Below are 16,792 nucleotides of genomic sequence, written 5' to 3'. Positions count from 1 at the left end.
AATGACGAATCAAAACAAGCCATTTCTTGTTGTAATTGTAGGTCCAACTGCCTCAGGTAAAACTGAATTAAGCATTGAAATTGCTAAAAAATTCAATGGTGAAGTGATTAGTGGAGATTCCATGCAAGTGTATAAACAAATGGATATTGGAACTGCTAAAGTGACTCAAGATGAAATGGAAGGCATTCCACATCACATGATAGATATATTAGAGCCTGATGAATCATTTTCAGCGTATGAATTTAAAAAAAGAGCAGAAGCTTGTATTGAAGATATTATCAATAGAGGGAAATTACCTATCATCGCTGGAGGCACAGGCCTTTACATACAATCATTGCTTTACAACTATGCTTTCGAAGATGAAACAGTCTCCCCTGAAAAAATGCAAATTGTTCATGCGCAATTTGCAGAACTCGAACAATATAACAATGAGGAGCTACATCATTATTTAGCTTCGTTTGATAGTGAATCAGCAGAGAATATACATCCTAATAACCGAAAAAGAGTATTGCGAGCGATAGAATATTATTTAAAAACAAAAAAACTTTTAAGTTCTCGAAAGAAAGTGCAACAATTTACTGAAAATTATGATACATTATTAATAGGGATTGAAATGTCGCGCGAAACATTATATTTTAAAATAAATAAACGTGTCGATATTATGTTGGGTCACGGATTATTTAAAGAAGTGCAACAACTCGTGGAACAAGGATTTGAAACAAGCCAAAGCATGCAAGCGATTGGTTATAAAGAACTTGTACCTGTAGTCAAAGGCAACATGAACATGGATGACGCTGTTGAGAAACTCAAACAGCATTCACGACAATATGCTAAACGCCAACTGACTTGGTTTAAGAATAAAATGAATGTTCACTGGTTAAATAAAGAAACGATGTCACTTCAGATGATGTTAGATGAGATTACAACCCAAATAAATAAAAGGAGTTCTAGACATGATTGCAAACGAAAACATCCAAGATCAAGCACTAGAGAACTTTAAAGCAGAAAAAACTGAAGTCACTGTATTCTTTTTAAATGGCTTTCAAATGAAAGGTGTTATTGAAGACTTTGACAAATATGTTGTAAGTTTAGTTTCTCAAGGCAAACAACATCTGATTTACAAACATGCGATCAGCACTTTTACAGTTGATAATGAATCTGAAGAATCAGCTGAAGAAAAAAGTGAAGAATAAGAGTTGTAATCAAAGTGCATTAATTTTGCATTTTCATTGATAAGCGGAAGTGTATGATTCATGAAGTTTATCAGTGAATTACATTTAAGTATTGAAGATAATGGTATAACACGCCTAGCACTTTAGAACAAACCAAGGAAATGTTTGTAATAAAAAATATGCTTCATGCAATGTATAGCTTGAAATCTACGATTGATTTCGTTAGTCATACATTACATGAAGCATTTTTCTATTTTATTGAAATTTAATATATTTTCTATAATCGTTATACACAAATAGAAATTACTTTTAAATGAGCTAAATGTACATAACGCGATAATGAGTAGAAGTGTTAATCTACAGTCTGATTATAATAATTTTTCAATTTCACTTTTAATTTGATCAGGTTTTTTCTGTGGAGAGAAACGTTTAACAACGTTACCTTCACGGTCGACTAAGAATTTAGTAAAATTCCATTTAATTTTTTCATTTAACATACCTTTTGCTGCGTCAGTGAGATAGCGGAATAATGGATGTTGATTCTCACCTTTTACGTCTACTTTTTCGTGGATAGGGAAGGTTACGCCATAATTGATTTTACAATTTTGAGCTGCTTCTTCTCCTGACCCAGGTTCTTGACCACCAAATTGATTACAAGGGAAACCTAAAATAACGAAACCTTTATCTTTGTATTCATCATACAATTTTTGTAAACCTTCAAATTGTGGGGTGAAACCACATTCACTAGCAGTATTAACGATGAGCATTACATCGCCTTTATATTGTTCTAATTTATAATTTTCACCGTTATTTTTTTGCACTACAAAATCATAAATCGTTTCCATATTTATCACCCTTTCGATATACTTCAAATTTAACATAATTTGACTCTATAGTCTTTGTTCAAAGTCTATGATAGAATGTTTTGAGTAACTTTTTATAGAGGAGATGTATATCATGGCACAGCAATCAACTCATGATACAAAGAAGAGATTAGAAACTGCTGTATTAGTCGGTGTACATGCTCAAACGGATAATCAATTTAATTTTGATTCAACGATGGAAGAGTTAGAAGCTTTATCTCAAACTTGCCAATTAAATGTTAAAGGTCAAATCACTCAAAACAGAGAACAATTTGATCATAAATATTATGTAGGTAAAGGTAAAATTGAAGAAATTAAAGCTTTTATCGAATTTCATGATATAGATCTTGTTGTGACGAATGATGAATTGACAACTGCACAATCTAAAACATTAAATGATAATTTGGGCATTAAAATCATCGATAGAACCCAATTAATTTTAGAAATATTTGCTTTAAGAGCACGAAGTAGAGAAGGTAAATTACAGGTTGAATTGGCTCAACTTGATTATCTTTTACCAAGATTACAAGGGCATGGTAAGAGCCTTTCTCGTTTAGGTGGCGGCATAGGTACAAGAGGTCCCGGTGAAACGAAATTAGAAATGGATCGTCGTCATATTAGAACGCGTATGAATGAAATTAAACATCAATTACAAACTGTAGTTGAACATCGTGAAAGATATAGAAATAAGCGTGAGCAGAATCAAGTTTTCCAAATTGCTTTAGTTGGTTATACAAACGCTGGTAAACCCTCATGGTTCAATGTCCTAGCTAATGAGGAAACATATGAAAGGAACTTATTATTTGCAACATTAGATCCTAAAACACGCCAAATTCAAATTAATGAAGGATTTAATCTGATTATTTCAGATACTGTAGGATTTATTCAGAAACTTCCAACGACATTAGTAGCAGCATTTAAATCAACACTTGAAGAAGCGAAAGGTGCTGACCTATTATTACATGTTGTCGATGCGAGTCATCCTGAATATCGCTCACAATATGATACAGTTAATCAGCTAATTAATGATTTAGATATGGATCAAATTCCTCAAGCTGTAATTTTCAATAAAAAGGATTTATGTGGTGAAGATACAGAAGCACCTGTTTCTAAATCTCCACATGTCTTTGTATCAAGCAGAGATGAAAACGATAAAGAAAAAGTGAAATCACTAATGATCGATGAGATTAAACGCAATTTAGAATATTATGAAGAAACTGTGGATAGCGTTAATGCGGACAGATTATATTTCTTAAAGCAGCATACATTAGTGAGTGAGCTGTATTTTAATGAGGAGAATGAAACGTATAGCGTTAAAGGCTACAAAAAATGATAAAGGAAGAAAAAATATGAAAGAAATGACTCAATTGATTGAAGAGGTTGAGATGACCTTGGCACCATATTTCAAAGAAATTGAAAATAATGCCTTAATCAATCAAGAAAAAGTACTTAACGCCTTTCATCATGTCAAAGCGACAGAAAGTGATCTTCAAGGATCCACGGGATATGGATATGATGACTTTGGAAGGGACCATTTAGAAGAGATTTACGCACATACATTTAAAGCTGAAGATGCGCTAGTAAGACCTCAAATCATTTCAGGTACACATGCAATTACATTAGCGCTTCAAAGTAACTTGAAATATGATGATGAATTATTATATATCACCGGAAGCCCTTATGACACGTTGTTAGAAGTCATTGGTGTAAATGGCAATGGAATTGAAAGTTTAAAAGAACATGGTGTTCATTATAATGAAGTGAAATTAAATAATGGCAAAATTGATATACCCAATGTACTTGAAGCAATTAATGAGAAAACTAAAGTTGTAGCCATTCAACGTTCTAAGGGGTATGATCAACGTCCATCAATTCCAATAGATGAAATTCAAGAAGCAATCGAAGCAGTTAAAGCCAAATATCCAGATGTTATTATTTTCGTTGATAATTGTTATGGAGAATTTGTTGAAGATAAAGAACCGATCGAAGTTGGTGCTGACTTAATTGCCGGTTCGCTAATTAAGAATCCCGGTGGTGGTCTTGCTAAAATCGGTGGTTATATTGCAGGACGTAAGGATTTAATTGAGCGTTGTGGCTATCGTTTAACTGCGCCAGGTATTGGTAAAGAAGCGGGTGCGTCTTTAAATTCCTTACAAGAGATGTATCAAGGATTTTTCTTGGCACCGCATGTAGTGAGCCAGAGTTTGAAAGGTGCTTTATTTACTAGCCTCCTTCTTGAAAAATTAAATATGAAAACGACACCTAAATATGATGTGAAGCGTACAGATTTAATACAAACTGTACAATTTGATACGAAAGAACAAATGATATCTTTCTGTCAAAGTATTCAACATGCTTCGCCTATTAATGCACATTTTAGTCCTGAGCCAAGTTATATGCCAGGGTATGAAGATGATGTAATTATGGCAGCAGGGACTTTTGTACAAGGTTCATCCATTGAATTATCTGCAGACGGACCGATACGACCTCCTTATGAAGCTTATGTTCAAGGTGGTTTAACATATGAACATGTTAAATTAGCTGTAACTCGTGCAGTCATTCAATTAAATGAGCAAAATTTAATATAAAGTAGGACTTTAACTCTCTAGATGATAAGACATTTAGAGAGTTTTGTATTTATTTGAAGTTTTTGTCAGAAAATTATAAAATTAATTTAGAAATTATAAGATGTTGTTTGGAATTTAACTCATTTTTCAATTGAAACATTGGTTTGAAATGTTGATATGATAAGGTTTCAAGTATTTATGTGAGAAAACCTGACATACTTTTGTATTATAAGTAAATCTATGCTAAATTAGTGTCAAGTTCAAAAGTAGAGGAGAGGTACAAGTGCAGTCTAACGATTCCATCAGACGAAACATGGCCGTATTCTCTATGAGTGTTGTGAGCAAACTAACTGAATTAAGTCCAAGACAAATTCGTTATTATGAAACACATGAACTCATTACACCAGAAAGAACTCAAGGAAACAAAAGGTTATTTTCAATGAATGATTTGGACCGCCTTTTAGAAATTAAGAGTTTAATTGAGAAAGGATTTAATATCAAAGGTATTAAACAAATCATATTTGATGACCAAGATCACTTAACTACAGATGAACAAGAGACTAGAAAAAGAATGATTGTAGATGCAACGCAGAAACCGCGTAGCGAAACATTACCAATAAATCGTGGTGACTTATCAAGATTTATTAAATAAAATTTGGAGGATACAAACCATGCCAAAACGTAGTTTTACAAAAGACGATATTCGTAAGTTTGCTGAAGAGGAAAACGTAAGATATTTAAGATTACAATTCACTGATATTTTAGGAACAATTAAAAACGTTGAAGTTCCTGTAAGCCAATTAGAAAAAGTTTTAGACAATGAAATGATGTTCGATGGTTCATCTATCGAAGGTTTCGTACGTATTGAAGAATCTGATATGTACTTACAACCAGATTTAGATACTTGGGTGATTTTCCCATGGACAGCAGGTCAAGGTAAAGTTGCGCGTTTAATCTGTGACGTATTTAAAACAGATGGTACACCATTTGAAGGTGACCCTCGTGCTAACTTAAAACGTGTCTTAAAAGAAATGGAAGATATGGGCTTCACAGACTTCAACTTAGGGCCTGAACCAGAATTCTTCTTATTCAAATTAGATGAAAAAGGTGAACCTACATTAGAATTAAATGACGATGGAGGTTACTTCGACTTAGCACCAACAGACTTAGGTGAGAATTGCCGTCGCGACATCGTATTAGAATTAGAAGATATGGGATTCGATATCGAAGCAAGTCACCACGAAGTTGCACCTGGACAACATGAAATTGACTTTAAATATGCTGATGCTGTTACAGCTTGTGATAACATTCAAACATTTAAACTTGTTGTTAAAACAATCGCACGTAAGCATAACTTACATGCGACATTTATGCCAAAACCGTTACTCGGTGTTAACGGAAGCGGAATGCACTTTAATGTTTCATTATTCAAAGGAAAAGAAAATGCATTCTACGATCCAGATGGTGAAATGCAATTAACTGATACGGCTTACCAATTTACAGCAGGTGTGCTTAAAAATGCACGTGGATTCACTGCAGTATGTAACCCATTAGTAAACTCATACAAACGTTTAGTACCAGGTTACGAAGCACCATGTTACATTGCATGGAGTGGTAAAAACCGTTCTCCATTAGTACGTGTACCTTCTTCAAGAGGTTTATCAACTCGTATCGAAGTACGTTCAGTTGACCCAGCAGCTAACCCTTATATGGCTTTAGCAGCTATCTTAGAAGCTGGATTAGACGGAATTAAAAACAAATTAGAAGTACCAAAACCAGTAAACCAAAATATTTACGAAATGAATCGTGAAGAACGTGAGGCAGTTGGCATCCAAGACTTACCTTCAACATTATATACTGCATTAAAAGCAATGCGCGAAAATACTTCAATCAAAAACGCTTTAGGTAATCACATTTACAATCAATTTATTAACTCTAAATCCATTGAATGGGATTACTACAGAACTCAAGTTTCTGAATGGGAACGCGAGCAGTACATGAAACAATACTAAAGCGCTAAACAAAACAGGGGAAACACAATAGGGGTAAGAGCTGAGACACAATTGTCTTGGCTCTTTTTTTGCATTGTGAAAAGATATCCTTTTAGTCAGTTACATTTTGAAAAATAAATCATATTAAAGTATGGATAGAGTGAAGCTATTTTGAAAGAGATTTTATATGTGAATAAAATATTATTTTTAGTAGTTAAAGGTAATGAAAAGACTCGCTATAATTTTAGTTTTATTATTTTGGTTAAATATCTTTTTGGATAATAGAATTACTCATATTGCCTTAGCACTCATTACTACACTAGTTATTATCAGACTCAATAAAAAAACAGTAATAAAAATTAAATAATTAAAAACATTGAAGTAAGATTCTATTATTCAGTATCAAAAGAATGAAATTTGATTGACCGCTTGATTTGCATATTTAGTTACTAAATATGTGAAACGTAAAGATTTTAGCGATGAGGCAAACAACGCACTTAAGCTTTATAACTTGTCTATGAAAGTATCTAGAGAAAAACTATTAAAGCAGCAATTAGATTTGATAGTCAAAGACTCCACTTTAGATATTCAAGATAAAATAGAAAATAAGTTAGTTGATGCAGTTGATAGAGAAGTTGAAAGACAAGCACATATACTTGGTGAACATGTGAAAATTGATGAAACTGAAGTAAAAGCGGTTGTTAACAGTAACTTTAAAGGTGTGAAATGGTCTACAAGATTATGGCAAGATATGGCTGTAGTTCAAAAAGAAGTGGAAAGAACAACGAGTAATGTATTTCTTAGAGGGAGACATCCCAATGAATATATAAAGGATTTTAAGAAACTAACTAACACTACTACTTATAATGCAAGTAGATTGTTAGTTACTGAATCAGCACGTGTTCAGGCTGAATCACAGAAGCTAACTTATCTTAAAGATTTAGGTGAAGATGGCGAGTATAAATACGTGGCCAAAATAGATAAGAAAACATCTAAAATTTGTCACTCATTAAATGGAAAAGTATTTAAAGTTAAAGACATGGTACCTGGTATTAATGCTCCACCTATGCACCCTTGGTGTAGAAGTACTACAGTACCACATGTGGGAAATTGGCGGGATAAATTTTTGCTGAGCGTAAAGGTAAGTACCAGGTTGAGGATAAAAAACTAGAAAAAGAAAAATTACAAGAAAAAGCAAAAAAAGAAATGCATGAACTGATAAGCAGTGGTAAAATAAAATTAGATATAAATTACGAAAAGCAAAATAGACATAATAAAGAACATGAGCTATTTAAGCAAAGCGTTGAAATAGCTAAAATAAATGGAGATAAATTACCTAGTTATACAACTATTTCTAATGAGGAATTAAATAAATTAGTTAAAGTAAAAGCCACTACTGGGAAATTATTACTATTAAATGAAAAGTTTAACCGTAAGGAAATTATCGATTTTAAATTACTAATTGGTAAATCATATATAAATAATAAATATATTGAAACAAGTATAGGAAAAGTACATTATTCAAAACTGGTACACATGTTATACCGTATATTAAAAAGTAGGTGATAATATTGCATATAAGAGATGCTTATGGACATAAGGTAATGGTTGTTTTAATAAGTCAAAAAGTATTAATAGGTAAAGTTACCGACTATGAAAATCCGTTAGAAACTGATACGGGAAATTATGATATGGATTTAGAAACAGATATAGGAATATATTCAATTGATGAATCAGAAATAAAAAGTATAAAATTAATATCTTAATAGCATCCTTTCTACCCCTATAAATAGAAAGTGGTGCTATTTTTATACACTTTTTTAACCTTCTACGAAAGGTTATTTTTTATGTCCAAAACGTGCTGATGACGTTATAAAAGCAAGTATGGAATAAGCAGTCGACAGACTATAAACGGAGGTATATCTCATGGAAAACAATCAAAGTAATATTACTGAAGAAACAAAGAGCAATACGAATTTAGAAAATAATGATGAACAAGCACAACAAAATGAGAAAACATTCTCTCAAGATGAAGTGTCTCAAATGATTAAAGACCGTCTAGCTAGAGAAAGAAGAAAATCTGAAGAACGTATGAAAGATGCAATTCAGGAAGCTGAAAAACTAGCCAAGATGAATAAAGATCAAAAGAATCAATATGAGTTGGAAAAGCTGTTAAAAGAAAATGAAGAACTAAAAGCAGAAAAAGCTTTATCTCAAATGAAGAATGAAACGCGTACAATGCTTAATGAATTTGGTGTGCAAAATTTTGATGATCAAATTGTTGATGTATTAGTCAAAGCATGACAGCAATAGATAATGTGATTGTTAAAGTAACATCTGTGTTTATAAGTGTTATTGATTTTATCAATTGAAAAATTGATAATATAAAATATTTAATTAAAATTACAACATTGGAGTGATACAGCATGAGTAATATAACTATTCATATAGATGATCAATTTATGCATAAATTAGTTGAAGATAAATTAGAAAAAATACTACAAAATTATAAAAGACAATATGCTTCGGTAGATATTAAAGATTTGGTAATGATAACAGGACTTAGTAAATCAACACTTCAAAATAAAATAGTCTGTGAACCAGAAATAGTGAAAATAACTCGTCGCATTGGATCTAGGGTGATTTATCTATATCCTCAAGTACTTGAAGCATATCAACAAGTAATAACAAGAATAAGTAACTAAGATTGTATTTATCAAATTAATAAAAATAATTCACTTAGAAAGGTACTACTATGGAAATTAAAATCAGAGAAACTACAACTTAAGAAAAATTAGAATTTTTAAATGGAATTGCAATTATGACTTCACTTTATATATTTATTGAAAATAGATAATGAAATAGAAAACGACTATAATAAAAAAGATTTCGTCGAATTCTTATAATATTTAAGACGTTTACCTTTTATTACTATATTTTACGTTCAAAGTAAACTAAGAATAGACGAAATCTTTTTAACACAAACTTCCATTCGATATAATAGCTTCAAATTTAAAAACGATATATTAAATTAACTTCAATAACTCTTCTACATTTTCTTCGGTAGTTGCCCAGCTTGTCGCAAATCTTACAACGCGGTGATTATCGTCATACTTCTCCCAAATTGCAAATTTAACTTTTTGTTCTAATTCTTTAATTTTATCGTTACTTATCACAAAGAATTGCTGATTCGTAGGGGAGTCAAAATATAACTGATATCCTTTATCTAAAAATCCTTTTTTAACTTTCTTAGCCATATCGATGGCATGTTTACTAATTTTAAAATATAAATCATCTGTAAATAACTCTAAAAATTGTATGCCAGTTAAACGACCTTTAGCTAATAACGCACCATGATGTTTAATAATTGTTGTGAAATTCTTAGGTTCATTGTTTTTAGTAAATACAATGGCTTCACCACATAATGCACCAATTTTAGTACCACCTATGTAAAAGATGTCACAGTAATTTGCGACGTCTTTTATTGTGACATCGGTATTCTCGCTCATTAAACCATAACCGAGTCTTGCGCCATCCATAAATAAAGGAATCTCGTGTTTTTTGCAAACCTTTGCCAAACTTTTCAATTCATCTTTGGTATACAATGTTCCATATTCAGTTGGGTGTGAAATATAAACCATTCCTGGAAAGACCATGTGCTCTCTTTTAAAATCACTATAGAAAGTATCTAAGTACGCTTCAACACCCTCGGCAGATATTTTACCTTCACTTGATGGTATAGCTAACACTTTGTGCCCACTAAATTCAATTGCGCCGCCTTCATGAACAGCGACATGTCCAGTATCTGCTGAAATAACACCTTCATAACTTTTTAACATTGAATTGATGACAACTTGGTTCGTCTGAGTTCCGCCAACTAAAAATCTGATCGTTGCATCAGGACATTGTATTGTTTCTCTAATTTTGTCAGCTGCTTGTGCTGAGAAGTCATCAAATCCGTATCCAGCAGCTTGAATTCTGTTTGTTTCAACTAATCGTTTTAAGACTTGTTCATGTGCACCTTCTAGGTAGTCATTTTCAAATGAAATCATTAACTTTCCCTCCTAAGTTAAATCCATATTGCAATATTTTCCAACTAATCTTCATGCTCTTACTTTTATTAGAAAATAAATTCTTTATAAATAAGAGGTAGTTATCAAGAAAATATAAACTAATAAATTATAGTAAAAGATAGATAATTCAGAATATTCAATCGAATGTTGTTATTATACATCATAATACCTTAAATTCAAATATATTCCGTACAACCTATTAAAGTTCATTTCATCACTTCTGTTTGTCTTAATAATAATTGAATTTTTGTATGAAAAGTTCTATCATTTAATCAACATAGAGAAAGGGGAATGAACCTTATGCAACAAATTAAATTTAAAACATTTACTGAAGATTCTTTAGAAAGATTAGAAAAAAGTGTTAACGATTTCCTTCGTTCTGACGATGGGAGTTCATACAAATTATTAAATATTTCGATAAAGCAAGTCGAGGAACGTAAGTTTCCAAATATAGAAGAAGACTATAACGCTGTGTTAACATTAGTTACTCAAGAGTAGTAAAATTAAATTATCCACTTGAATCATTTTGAGTGGAAATACATATAGGAGTACAATTTCATGGATTTTGGATATTTAGGTACTATATTAACAATCATATTAGTACTCGGATTTATTATTAATCTAGTACTTGCGTTTGTCATTATTTTTCTAGAGAAGGATCGAAGAAGTGCAAGTTCCACTTGGGCCTGGTTATTTGTTCTCTTCATACTACCGATTATCGGTTTCATTCTATATCTATTCTTAGGCAGAACCGTTTCTAAAAAGAAAATGGAAAAAAATAATGGTAAAGAGTTAGATGCCTTTCAAGATTTAGTAAAAGCTCAAGCTGATAGTTTCGAAAAATTAAATTTTGAATCTACGAATGACCAAGTTGAGAAACATCACGATTTAATTCGTATGTTATTAATGAAACAAGATGCTTTTCTAACTGAAAATAATAAAATTGACTTATTTACAGATGGTCATAAACTCTATGACAAAGTAATAGAAGATATCTATAATGCGAAGGACTACATTCATTTAGAGTATTACACTTTCGAACTTGATGGTTTAGGGAAAAAGATTATAGATGCGCTTGAAACTAAACTTAAAGAAGGTTTAGAAGTTAAATTATTATATGATGATGTTGGTTCTAAAAAAGTCAATATGGCTAAATTTAAGCAATTCAAATCTTTAGGTGGGGAAGTTGAAGCATTCTTTGCATCAAAATTTCCACTTGTCAATTTTCGAATGAATAACCGAAATCACAGAAAGATCATTATTATTGATGGCCAAATAGGTTATATTGGCGGATTCAATATCGGTGACGATTATTTAGGATTAGGTAAGCTTGGCTATTGGAGAGATACACATTTACGTGTTCAAGGTGATAGTGTGGATGCGTTACAATTAAGATTTATTTTAGATTGGAACTCTCAAGCACATCGTCCACAGTTTGAATATGATCAAAAGTATTTCCCTAAAAAGACAGGCGACAAAGGTGACAAAGCATTACAAATTGCCTCAAGTGGGCCTGCGTTCGACTTACATCAAATTGAATACGGTTATACGAAAATGATTATGAGCGCTAGAAAGTCAATTTATCTTCAAAGTCCGTATTTTATACCGGATCAATCTTATATTAATGCGCTGAAAATGGCTGCAAATAGTGGTGTTGAAGTTAATTTAATGATTCCATGTAAACCTGACCATCCATTTGTTTATTGGGCTACATTTTCAAATGCGGCAGATTTATTAGATAGTGGCGTGAATGTTTATACCTATCAGAATGGTTTCATTCATTCAAAAATTCTTATGATTGATGATGAAGTATCTTCAATAGGTAGTGCGAATATGGACTTTAGAAGTTTCGAGTTGAACTTTGAAATCAATGCATTCGTCTATGATAAGGAGATTGCACAACAATTGCGACAAGCTTTTGAAGAAGATATTAAAAAATCTAAATTACTTACTAAAGAAAAATATGATCAACGTCCGTTATCAATTAAATTTAAGGAAGATTTAGCTAAATTAGTTTCTCCAATTTTATAAAATACTTAGAATTCCTGCTTTCTATAAGCGGGAATTTTTTATTGCACATAGAAATATTATGTAAACTTAACAGAATTTTCATGACAAATGTCATATACAAATCGTGACAAAATGAACTAAATATCATAACGACTCAATGCTAAATTAGAATTATCTTATAGCAAAGGTGTGACATGTGGTGATAAAGTTACAAAACTTAGCAAAGTCCTTTAATAACAACAAAGTTCTTAATGATATCAGTCTTGAGTTGAAAGAAAATACGTGTACGGCTTTAATAGGGAAAAATGGAGCAGGGAAAACAACACTTATCGATATCCTGATTGGCAACATACAGAGTGATGTAGGGCATATTGTTGATGAATCGAAAATGATTGATACAAATCATATGGGTGTGTTATATCAAAAAACGAATTTTCCTAAATTTTTCAAAGTAAAGGAATTGTTTCACTTGCATCAATCATTTTATAAAAATCCTATTACGCTTTCACAATTTATCAATATTACTCAATTTAATGACAAGCATATGAATCAAATGGCGAGTCAGTTGTCTGGAGGTCAGAAGAGGATACTAGATTTCGCCTTAACATTAGTAGGACAACCTGAATTTTTAATACTTGATGAGCCAACGTCAGGAATGGATATTGAAACTAGAGAACATTTCTGGAGTATCATAGAAAAGCTTAAGCAAGCGCATGTCACTATTCTTTATACTTCTCATTACATTGAAGAAGTCGAAAGAATGGCCGACCAAGTAGTTCTTCTTGATCAGGGTCAAATTCAACTCGACGATTCTCCTGAACATATTAAAAACACTCAAAATAACTCAATCATCGTACTTCCAGTTATTGATGATGGATTATTAAGTGACCTAAAGAATGCGTTCAATATTAAAAAGTTAAAAAATCATTATGAGATAAAAACGAATCAAGTTGAACCAGTCATCCTGAAATTAATAGAGTATAAGTTCGATTTAAACAAAATAGAAATTCATAAAATGTCATTATTGGAAATCATGTTTTCAGGTATTGAGAATCAAAAAGGAGTGATGACCGAATGTTAGATACATTTTTAAAGACAGAAATTAAAATCATGTTTAGGAAAAAATTATATCTATTTATGTCTATTTTCCTACCTGTCGCATTTTACTTATTATTTACCTCATTATTAGATTTACCAGAGGAAGCTAAAAAACCATTTTATAAAGAATATATGTATAGTATGACAGTGTTTAGTTTGATGAATTTTTGTATGATGTCGTTCCCTTTAGATATGATAGAAGAAAGAAACAATGGTTGGTATAAACATTTAATGTCTACGCCTTTGAAACCTGTTCATTATTACTTAGCTAAAGTTTTAAAGACGATGTGCCAATTTTTAGTGGCAATTATTATTATTTTTATGGTTGCTCATTTTTATAAAAATGTGAATATGGACTTCACAAATTGGATATTATCAAGTGTTGTTTTATGGATAGGAGCGAGTTTATTCTTAACATTTGGGTTAGTTATAGCTCAATTTAATGATATTCAGAAGGCAAGTAGTGTTGCAAATTTACTCAATATAGCGATGGCCATTGTAGGTGGCTTATGGTTTCCAGTCAATACTTTTCCCGATTGGTTACAAGCCATTTCGAAAAAGATGCCAACGTATCATTTAAAACAAATAGCACTAGATCTAGGGAAGGATAAAGGTATTAACTTTACGTCATTTGGCTTTTTAATTCTTTATAGTATAATTTTTTTGAGTATTGCTTTATTGATTAATAAAAAGAAAGATGTGTCATAGATGAACGTAAAACGTAGTTTCGGAGTTAGAATGGGAGAAATTTCTTCACTAGTTTATTTAATATTTCCGATTTTTGGTTTATTTGATTCTGAACATATATTTAATAAGTCGATATATTTTATCGCTTTATCCATTTTTACGGTTTCATATTTAATGCTCGTTCTGCTGCACACTAAGTTGAATAAAAATCATCTATATATCTTACTGCTTATCCATTATGTATGTATTATGTATTTCGTTTATGCTTATGAACCATTACTAAGTATGTTTTTCTTTTATAGTGCCTTTGCATTGCCCTTCATTTTCGATGTGGGATTGAAATCAAAAGAATTTATAAGCTATATCATCACAATGATTATTTGTGTTTTGTTTATTTATATTATGCATCATGATCAAGTTTATATGATGATTATATATTATGTCGTCATTTTAATGATTATGTTTGGAAATTTTCAAGTTAGAAAGGATCGCAAAGTTCGAAAAGAGCTTGAAGAAAAGAACCGCTATATTAATGTGTTAATTGCGGAACAAGAACGTAATCGTATTGGTCAAGATTTACATGATACACTGGGACATGTCTTTGCAAGTTTGACTTTAAAGTCTGAATTAGCTGCGAAACTCATAGATACTGATAAAGAATCCGCGAAGAAAGAAATGATGGCTATCAATCAACTTTCTAGAGAAACGCTTAATAAAGTTCGTTCAATTGTTGATGATTTAAAGGTACAATCTTTCGAGGAGGAAGTGTCTTCGGTAGAGACGATTTTACGTGATGCGAATTTGAAGTTTATTTTCAAAAATAAAGGCGCAGCAAAGTCATTAAACCCTGCTAAGCAGTCAATATTATCCATGATATTAAAAGAGGCAATTAATAATGTGATTAAACACGCCCATGCTACAGAAGTCATAGGGCAACTGGTTGAAGAACATCAGCAAATTAAATTAATCGTACAAGATAACGGCGTTGGCATAAAAGATAAAGAAGCATGTCATTTAAGAAGTATTAAAGAACGAGCTGAATATTTAAATGGCAAGGTGGCTGTTAAATCTGAAAATGGAACAACCGTGGTCGTGACGATACCAAGGGGTGAATTAATGTGATTTCACTAATTATTGCAGAAGATCAACTTATGCTTAGAAAAGCGATGGTTCAGCTCATTGAGTTAAATGAGGAAATGAAGGTTTTGAAAGATGTTGAAAACGGCAAGGAAGCACTTCAATTTATTGAAAATGAAGAACCAGATGTGGCTATTTTAGATATTGAGATACCTGGCATGACAGGATTAGAAATTTTAGCACAAATAAGGGCTAAAGGATTAAATACAAAGTGATTATTGTGACGACGTTTAAGCGACCAGGTTATTTTGAGAAAGCTGTCGCCAATGGCGTGGATGCCTATGTACTTAAAGAACGTTCAGTAGAAGACTTGGTCCGTACGATTAATAACGTAATGAATGGTGAAAAAGAGTACAGTACATCATTAATGACCTCTCTATTTAAAGAATCCAATCCATTGACACATAAAGAACAAGTCGTTCTGAGGGAAATAGGAAATGGTTTAAGTAGCAAAGAAATTGCTGAAAAATTATATCTTTCTGATGGCACAGTTCGAAATTACACCAGTACAATTATCGATAAATTATATTCTGACAATCGGTTTGATGCTTGGAAAAAAGCTACGGCGAAAGGTTGGATATAGTTCATTAAAATATATATTTAAATTTGATTATTTATATTTTAAGCTTGGTTTGATTCGATTTATCTATATGATCTGATAAAAGAGTTAGAATTTCTATTACTTTTTTAGTGGGTGTATCAGTACTTAACGTATGATGAAACACATTACCGCCTGTCGTTTTTACTGTATAAATTGCTGAATTTGTATCAATCACGCAATCAAGAATTTTTTTTATGTTGTTTTTCCTATTTGAATAAGTTGTAAAGTGGCCACTTTAGTATGATGTAACTATACCACTATTGAGATTACTTACTCTTGATTTCAAGAATATAATAGGGAAAATGCTAAAAAAGTTAAAAACGCCTTCAAAAGATAGTTTGAATAATCTTTTGAAGGTGTTTATTTTCGGGATATTTAATTAATTTGAAATTCTATTTTTTTCTTTTATAGAGCGTAGATTGAATAAGGTACACGATAAAACCGACTAAGATACCTAGTAATATTGCGACAACCACACTTACTATAATCGGTAACTTAAAGACGATTTGTAATATAACGCCAACAATAATTGCTACGATAATTGCGATTAAAGATATTTTACTTTCATTAGATGAATCCATCTATTTCACTCC

17 protein-coding genes and 3 pseudogenes are annotated in these 16,792 nt (G+C 31.6%); 17 read left to right on the top strand and 3 right to left on the bottom strand.

What is annotated here, in order from left to right; translation table 11 throughout:
- The first annotated feature begins 1 nt into the window (after position 1).
- Together miaA and hfq are read left to right on the top strand one after the other, a co-directional pair.
- On the top strand, positions 2–1,000 hold the full coding sequence (gene miaA / locus HMPREF3264_RS07075; protein WP_070872698.1) for a tRNA (adenosine(37)-N6)-dimethylallyltransferase MiaA: 999 nt from the start codon (positions 2–4) through the stop codon (positions 998–1,000).
- On the top strand, positions 954–1,193 hold the full coding sequence (hfq, locus tag HMPREF3264_RS07070; protein ID WP_002442642.1) for an RNA chaperone Hfq: 240 nt from the start codon (positions 954–956) through the stop codon (positions 1,191–1,193). Before miaA ends, hfq begins: the two co-directional genes overlap by 47 nt.
- Positions 1,194–1,540: 347 nt before the next feature.
- Here the strand turns inward: hfq and HMPREF3264_RS07065 are convergent, their stop codons facing one another.
- Positions 1,541–2,017 carry a glutathione peroxidase gene (locus HMPREF3264_RS07065; protein ID WP_037541421.1) on the bottom strand — a complete coding sequence of 159 codons (477 nt, stop codon included), beginning with the start codon at positions 2,015–2,017 and terminating at the stop codon, positions 1,541–1,543.
- A 112-nt stretch (positions 2,018–2,129) separates the two neighbouring features.
- Between HMPREF3264_RS07065 and hflX the strand changes: the two genes are divergently transcribed.
- The 9 genes and pseudogenes from hflX to HMPREF3264_RS07020 all read left to right on the top strand — a co-directional run bounded on the left by hflX (position 2,130) and on the right by HMPREF3264_RS07020 (position 9,298).
- Positions 2,130–3,368: a GTPase HflX gene (gene hflX, locus HMPREF3264_RS07060; protein ID WP_070872696.1), complete on the top strand. Its 1,239-nt coding sequence runs from the start codon at positions 2,130–2,132 to the stop codon at positions 3,366–3,368.
- A gap of 16 nt (positions 3,369–3,384) precedes the next feature.
- Positions 3,385–4,623: a methionine gamma-lyase family protein gene (locus tag HMPREF3264_RS07055; RefSeq protein ID WP_070873267.1), complete on the top strand. Its 1,239-nt coding sequence runs from the start codon at positions 3,385–3,387 to the stop codon at positions 4,621–4,623.
- A 262-nt stretch (positions 4,624–4,885) separates the two neighbouring features.
- A complete protein-coding gene (locus HMPREF3264_RS07050) occupies positions 4,886–5,254 on the top strand; it encodes a MerR family transcriptional regulator (RefSeq protein WP_161792476.1) in 369 nt (122 codons plus the stop codon).
- A gap of 19 nt (positions 5,255–5,273) precedes the next feature.
- On the top strand, positions 5,274–6,614 hold the full coding sequence (glnA, locus tag HMPREF3264_RS07045; protein ID WP_070872694.1) for a type I glutamate--ammonia ligase: 1,341 nt from the start codon (positions 5,274–5,276) through the stop codon (positions 6,612–6,614).
- 430 nt (positions 6,615–7,044) lie between these two features.
- A pseudogene (locus HMPREF3264_RS12950) lies at positions 7,045–8,155 on the top strand (minor capsid protein); the annotation flags it as partial.
- Positions 8,156–8,164: 9 nt separating this feature from the next.
- A complete protein-coding gene (locus tag HMPREF3264_RS07030) occupies positions 8,165–8,359 on the top strand; it encodes a hypothetical protein (RefSeq protein ID WP_070872692.1) in 195 nt (64 codons plus the stop codon).
- A 67-nt stretch (positions 8,360–8,426) separates the two neighbouring features.
- Positions 8,427–8,532 (top strand): annotated as a pseudogene (locus tag HMPREF3264_RS12945) (hypothetical protein); the annotation flags it as partial.
- Positions 8,520–8,897, top strand: a complete 378-nt coding sequence (locus tag HMPREF3264_RS07025) for a capsid assembly scaffolding protein Gp46 family protein (protein ID WP_070872690.1) — start codon at positions 8,520–8,522, stop codon at positions 8,895–8,897. The pseudogene HMPREF3264_RS12945 and the gene HMPREF3264_RS07025, both read left to right, overlap by 13 nt.
- Before the next feature lie 122 nt (positions 8,898–9,019).
- Positions 9,020–9,298, top strand: a complete 279-nt coding sequence (locus tag HMPREF3264_RS07020; RefSeq protein ID WP_002442668.1) for a hypothetical protein — start codon at positions 9,020–9,022, stop codon at positions 9,296–9,298.
- Between the two features lie 321 nt (positions 9,299–9,619).
- On the opposite strand, the gene HMPREF3264_RS07015 is transcribed toward HMPREF3264_RS07020, so the two are convergent.
- Positions 9,620–10,645, bottom strand: a complete 1,026-nt coding sequence (locus tag HMPREF3264_RS07015) for a threonine aldolase family protein (RefSeq protein ID WP_002442670.1) — start codon at positions 10,643–10,645, stop codon at positions 9,620–9,622.
- Positions 10,646–10,966: 321 nt separating this feature from the next.
- Between HMPREF3264_RS07015 and HMPREF3264_RS07010 the strand changes: the two genes are divergently transcribed.
- From HMPREF3264_RS07010 to HMPREF3264_RS06985, 6 genes and pseudogenes are all read left to right on the top strand, one after another.
- Entirely contained in the window at positions 10,967–11,164 is a 198-nt protein-coding gene (locus HMPREF3264_RS07010; RefSeq protein WP_037541424.1) for a hypothetical protein, read from the top strand.
- Between the two features lie 60 nt (positions 11,165–11,224).
- On the top strand, positions 11,225–12,697 hold the full coding sequence (gene cls, locus HMPREF3264_RS07005) for a cardiolipin synthase (RefSeq protein ID WP_070872688.1): 1,473 nt from the start codon (positions 11,225–11,227) through the stop codon (positions 12,695–12,697).
- Positions 12,698–12,875: 178 nt separating this feature from the next.
- Complete coding sequence (locus HMPREF3264_RS07000) at positions 12,876–13,757, top strand: ABC transporter ATP-binding protein (RefSeq protein ID WP_070872686.1); 882 nt, start codon at positions 12,876–12,878, stop codon at positions 13,755–13,757.
- Positions 13,751–14,482 (top strand): ABC transporter permease, encoded by a 732-nt coding sequence (locus tag HMPREF3264_RS06995; RefSeq protein WP_070872685.1) that lies wholly within the window; start codon positions 13,751–13,753, stop codon positions 14,480–14,482. The genes HMPREF3264_RS07000 and HMPREF3264_RS06995 overlap by 7 nt, the downstream gene beginning before the upstream one ends.
- Positions 14,483–15,583, top strand: a complete 1,101-nt coding sequence (locus HMPREF3264_RS06990; protein ID WP_070872683.1) for a sensor histidine kinase — start codon at positions 14,483–14,485, stop codon at positions 15,581–15,583.
- A pseudogene (locus HMPREF3264_RS06985) lies at positions 15,580–16,181 on the top strand (response regulator). Before HMPREF3264_RS06990 ends, HMPREF3264_RS06985 begins: the two are co-directional and overlap by 4 nt.
- A 410-nt stretch (positions 16,182–16,591) precedes the next feature.
- Here HMPREF3264_RS06985 and HMPREF3264_RS06980 read toward each other — a convergent pair.
- The gene (locus tag HMPREF3264_RS06980) at positions 16,592–16,780 is read right to left on the bottom strand and encodes a hypothetical protein (protein ID WP_070872681.1); all 189 of its coding nucleotides are present in this window, start codon (positions 16,778–16,780) and stop codon (positions 16,592–16,594) included.
- Between the last annotated feature and the right edge of the window lie 12 nt (positions 16,781–16,792).

The organism is Staphylococcus sp. HMSC62A08 (assembly GCF_001839105.1).
In the GTDB taxonomy this organism is placed as follows: Bacteria; Bacillota; Bacilli; order Staphylococcales; family Staphylococcaceae; genus Staphylococcus; species Staphylococcus caprae.
The sequence above is the reverse complement of the archived record's forward strand: the minus strand, read 5'-3'. Positions and strand labels throughout refer to the sequence as shown.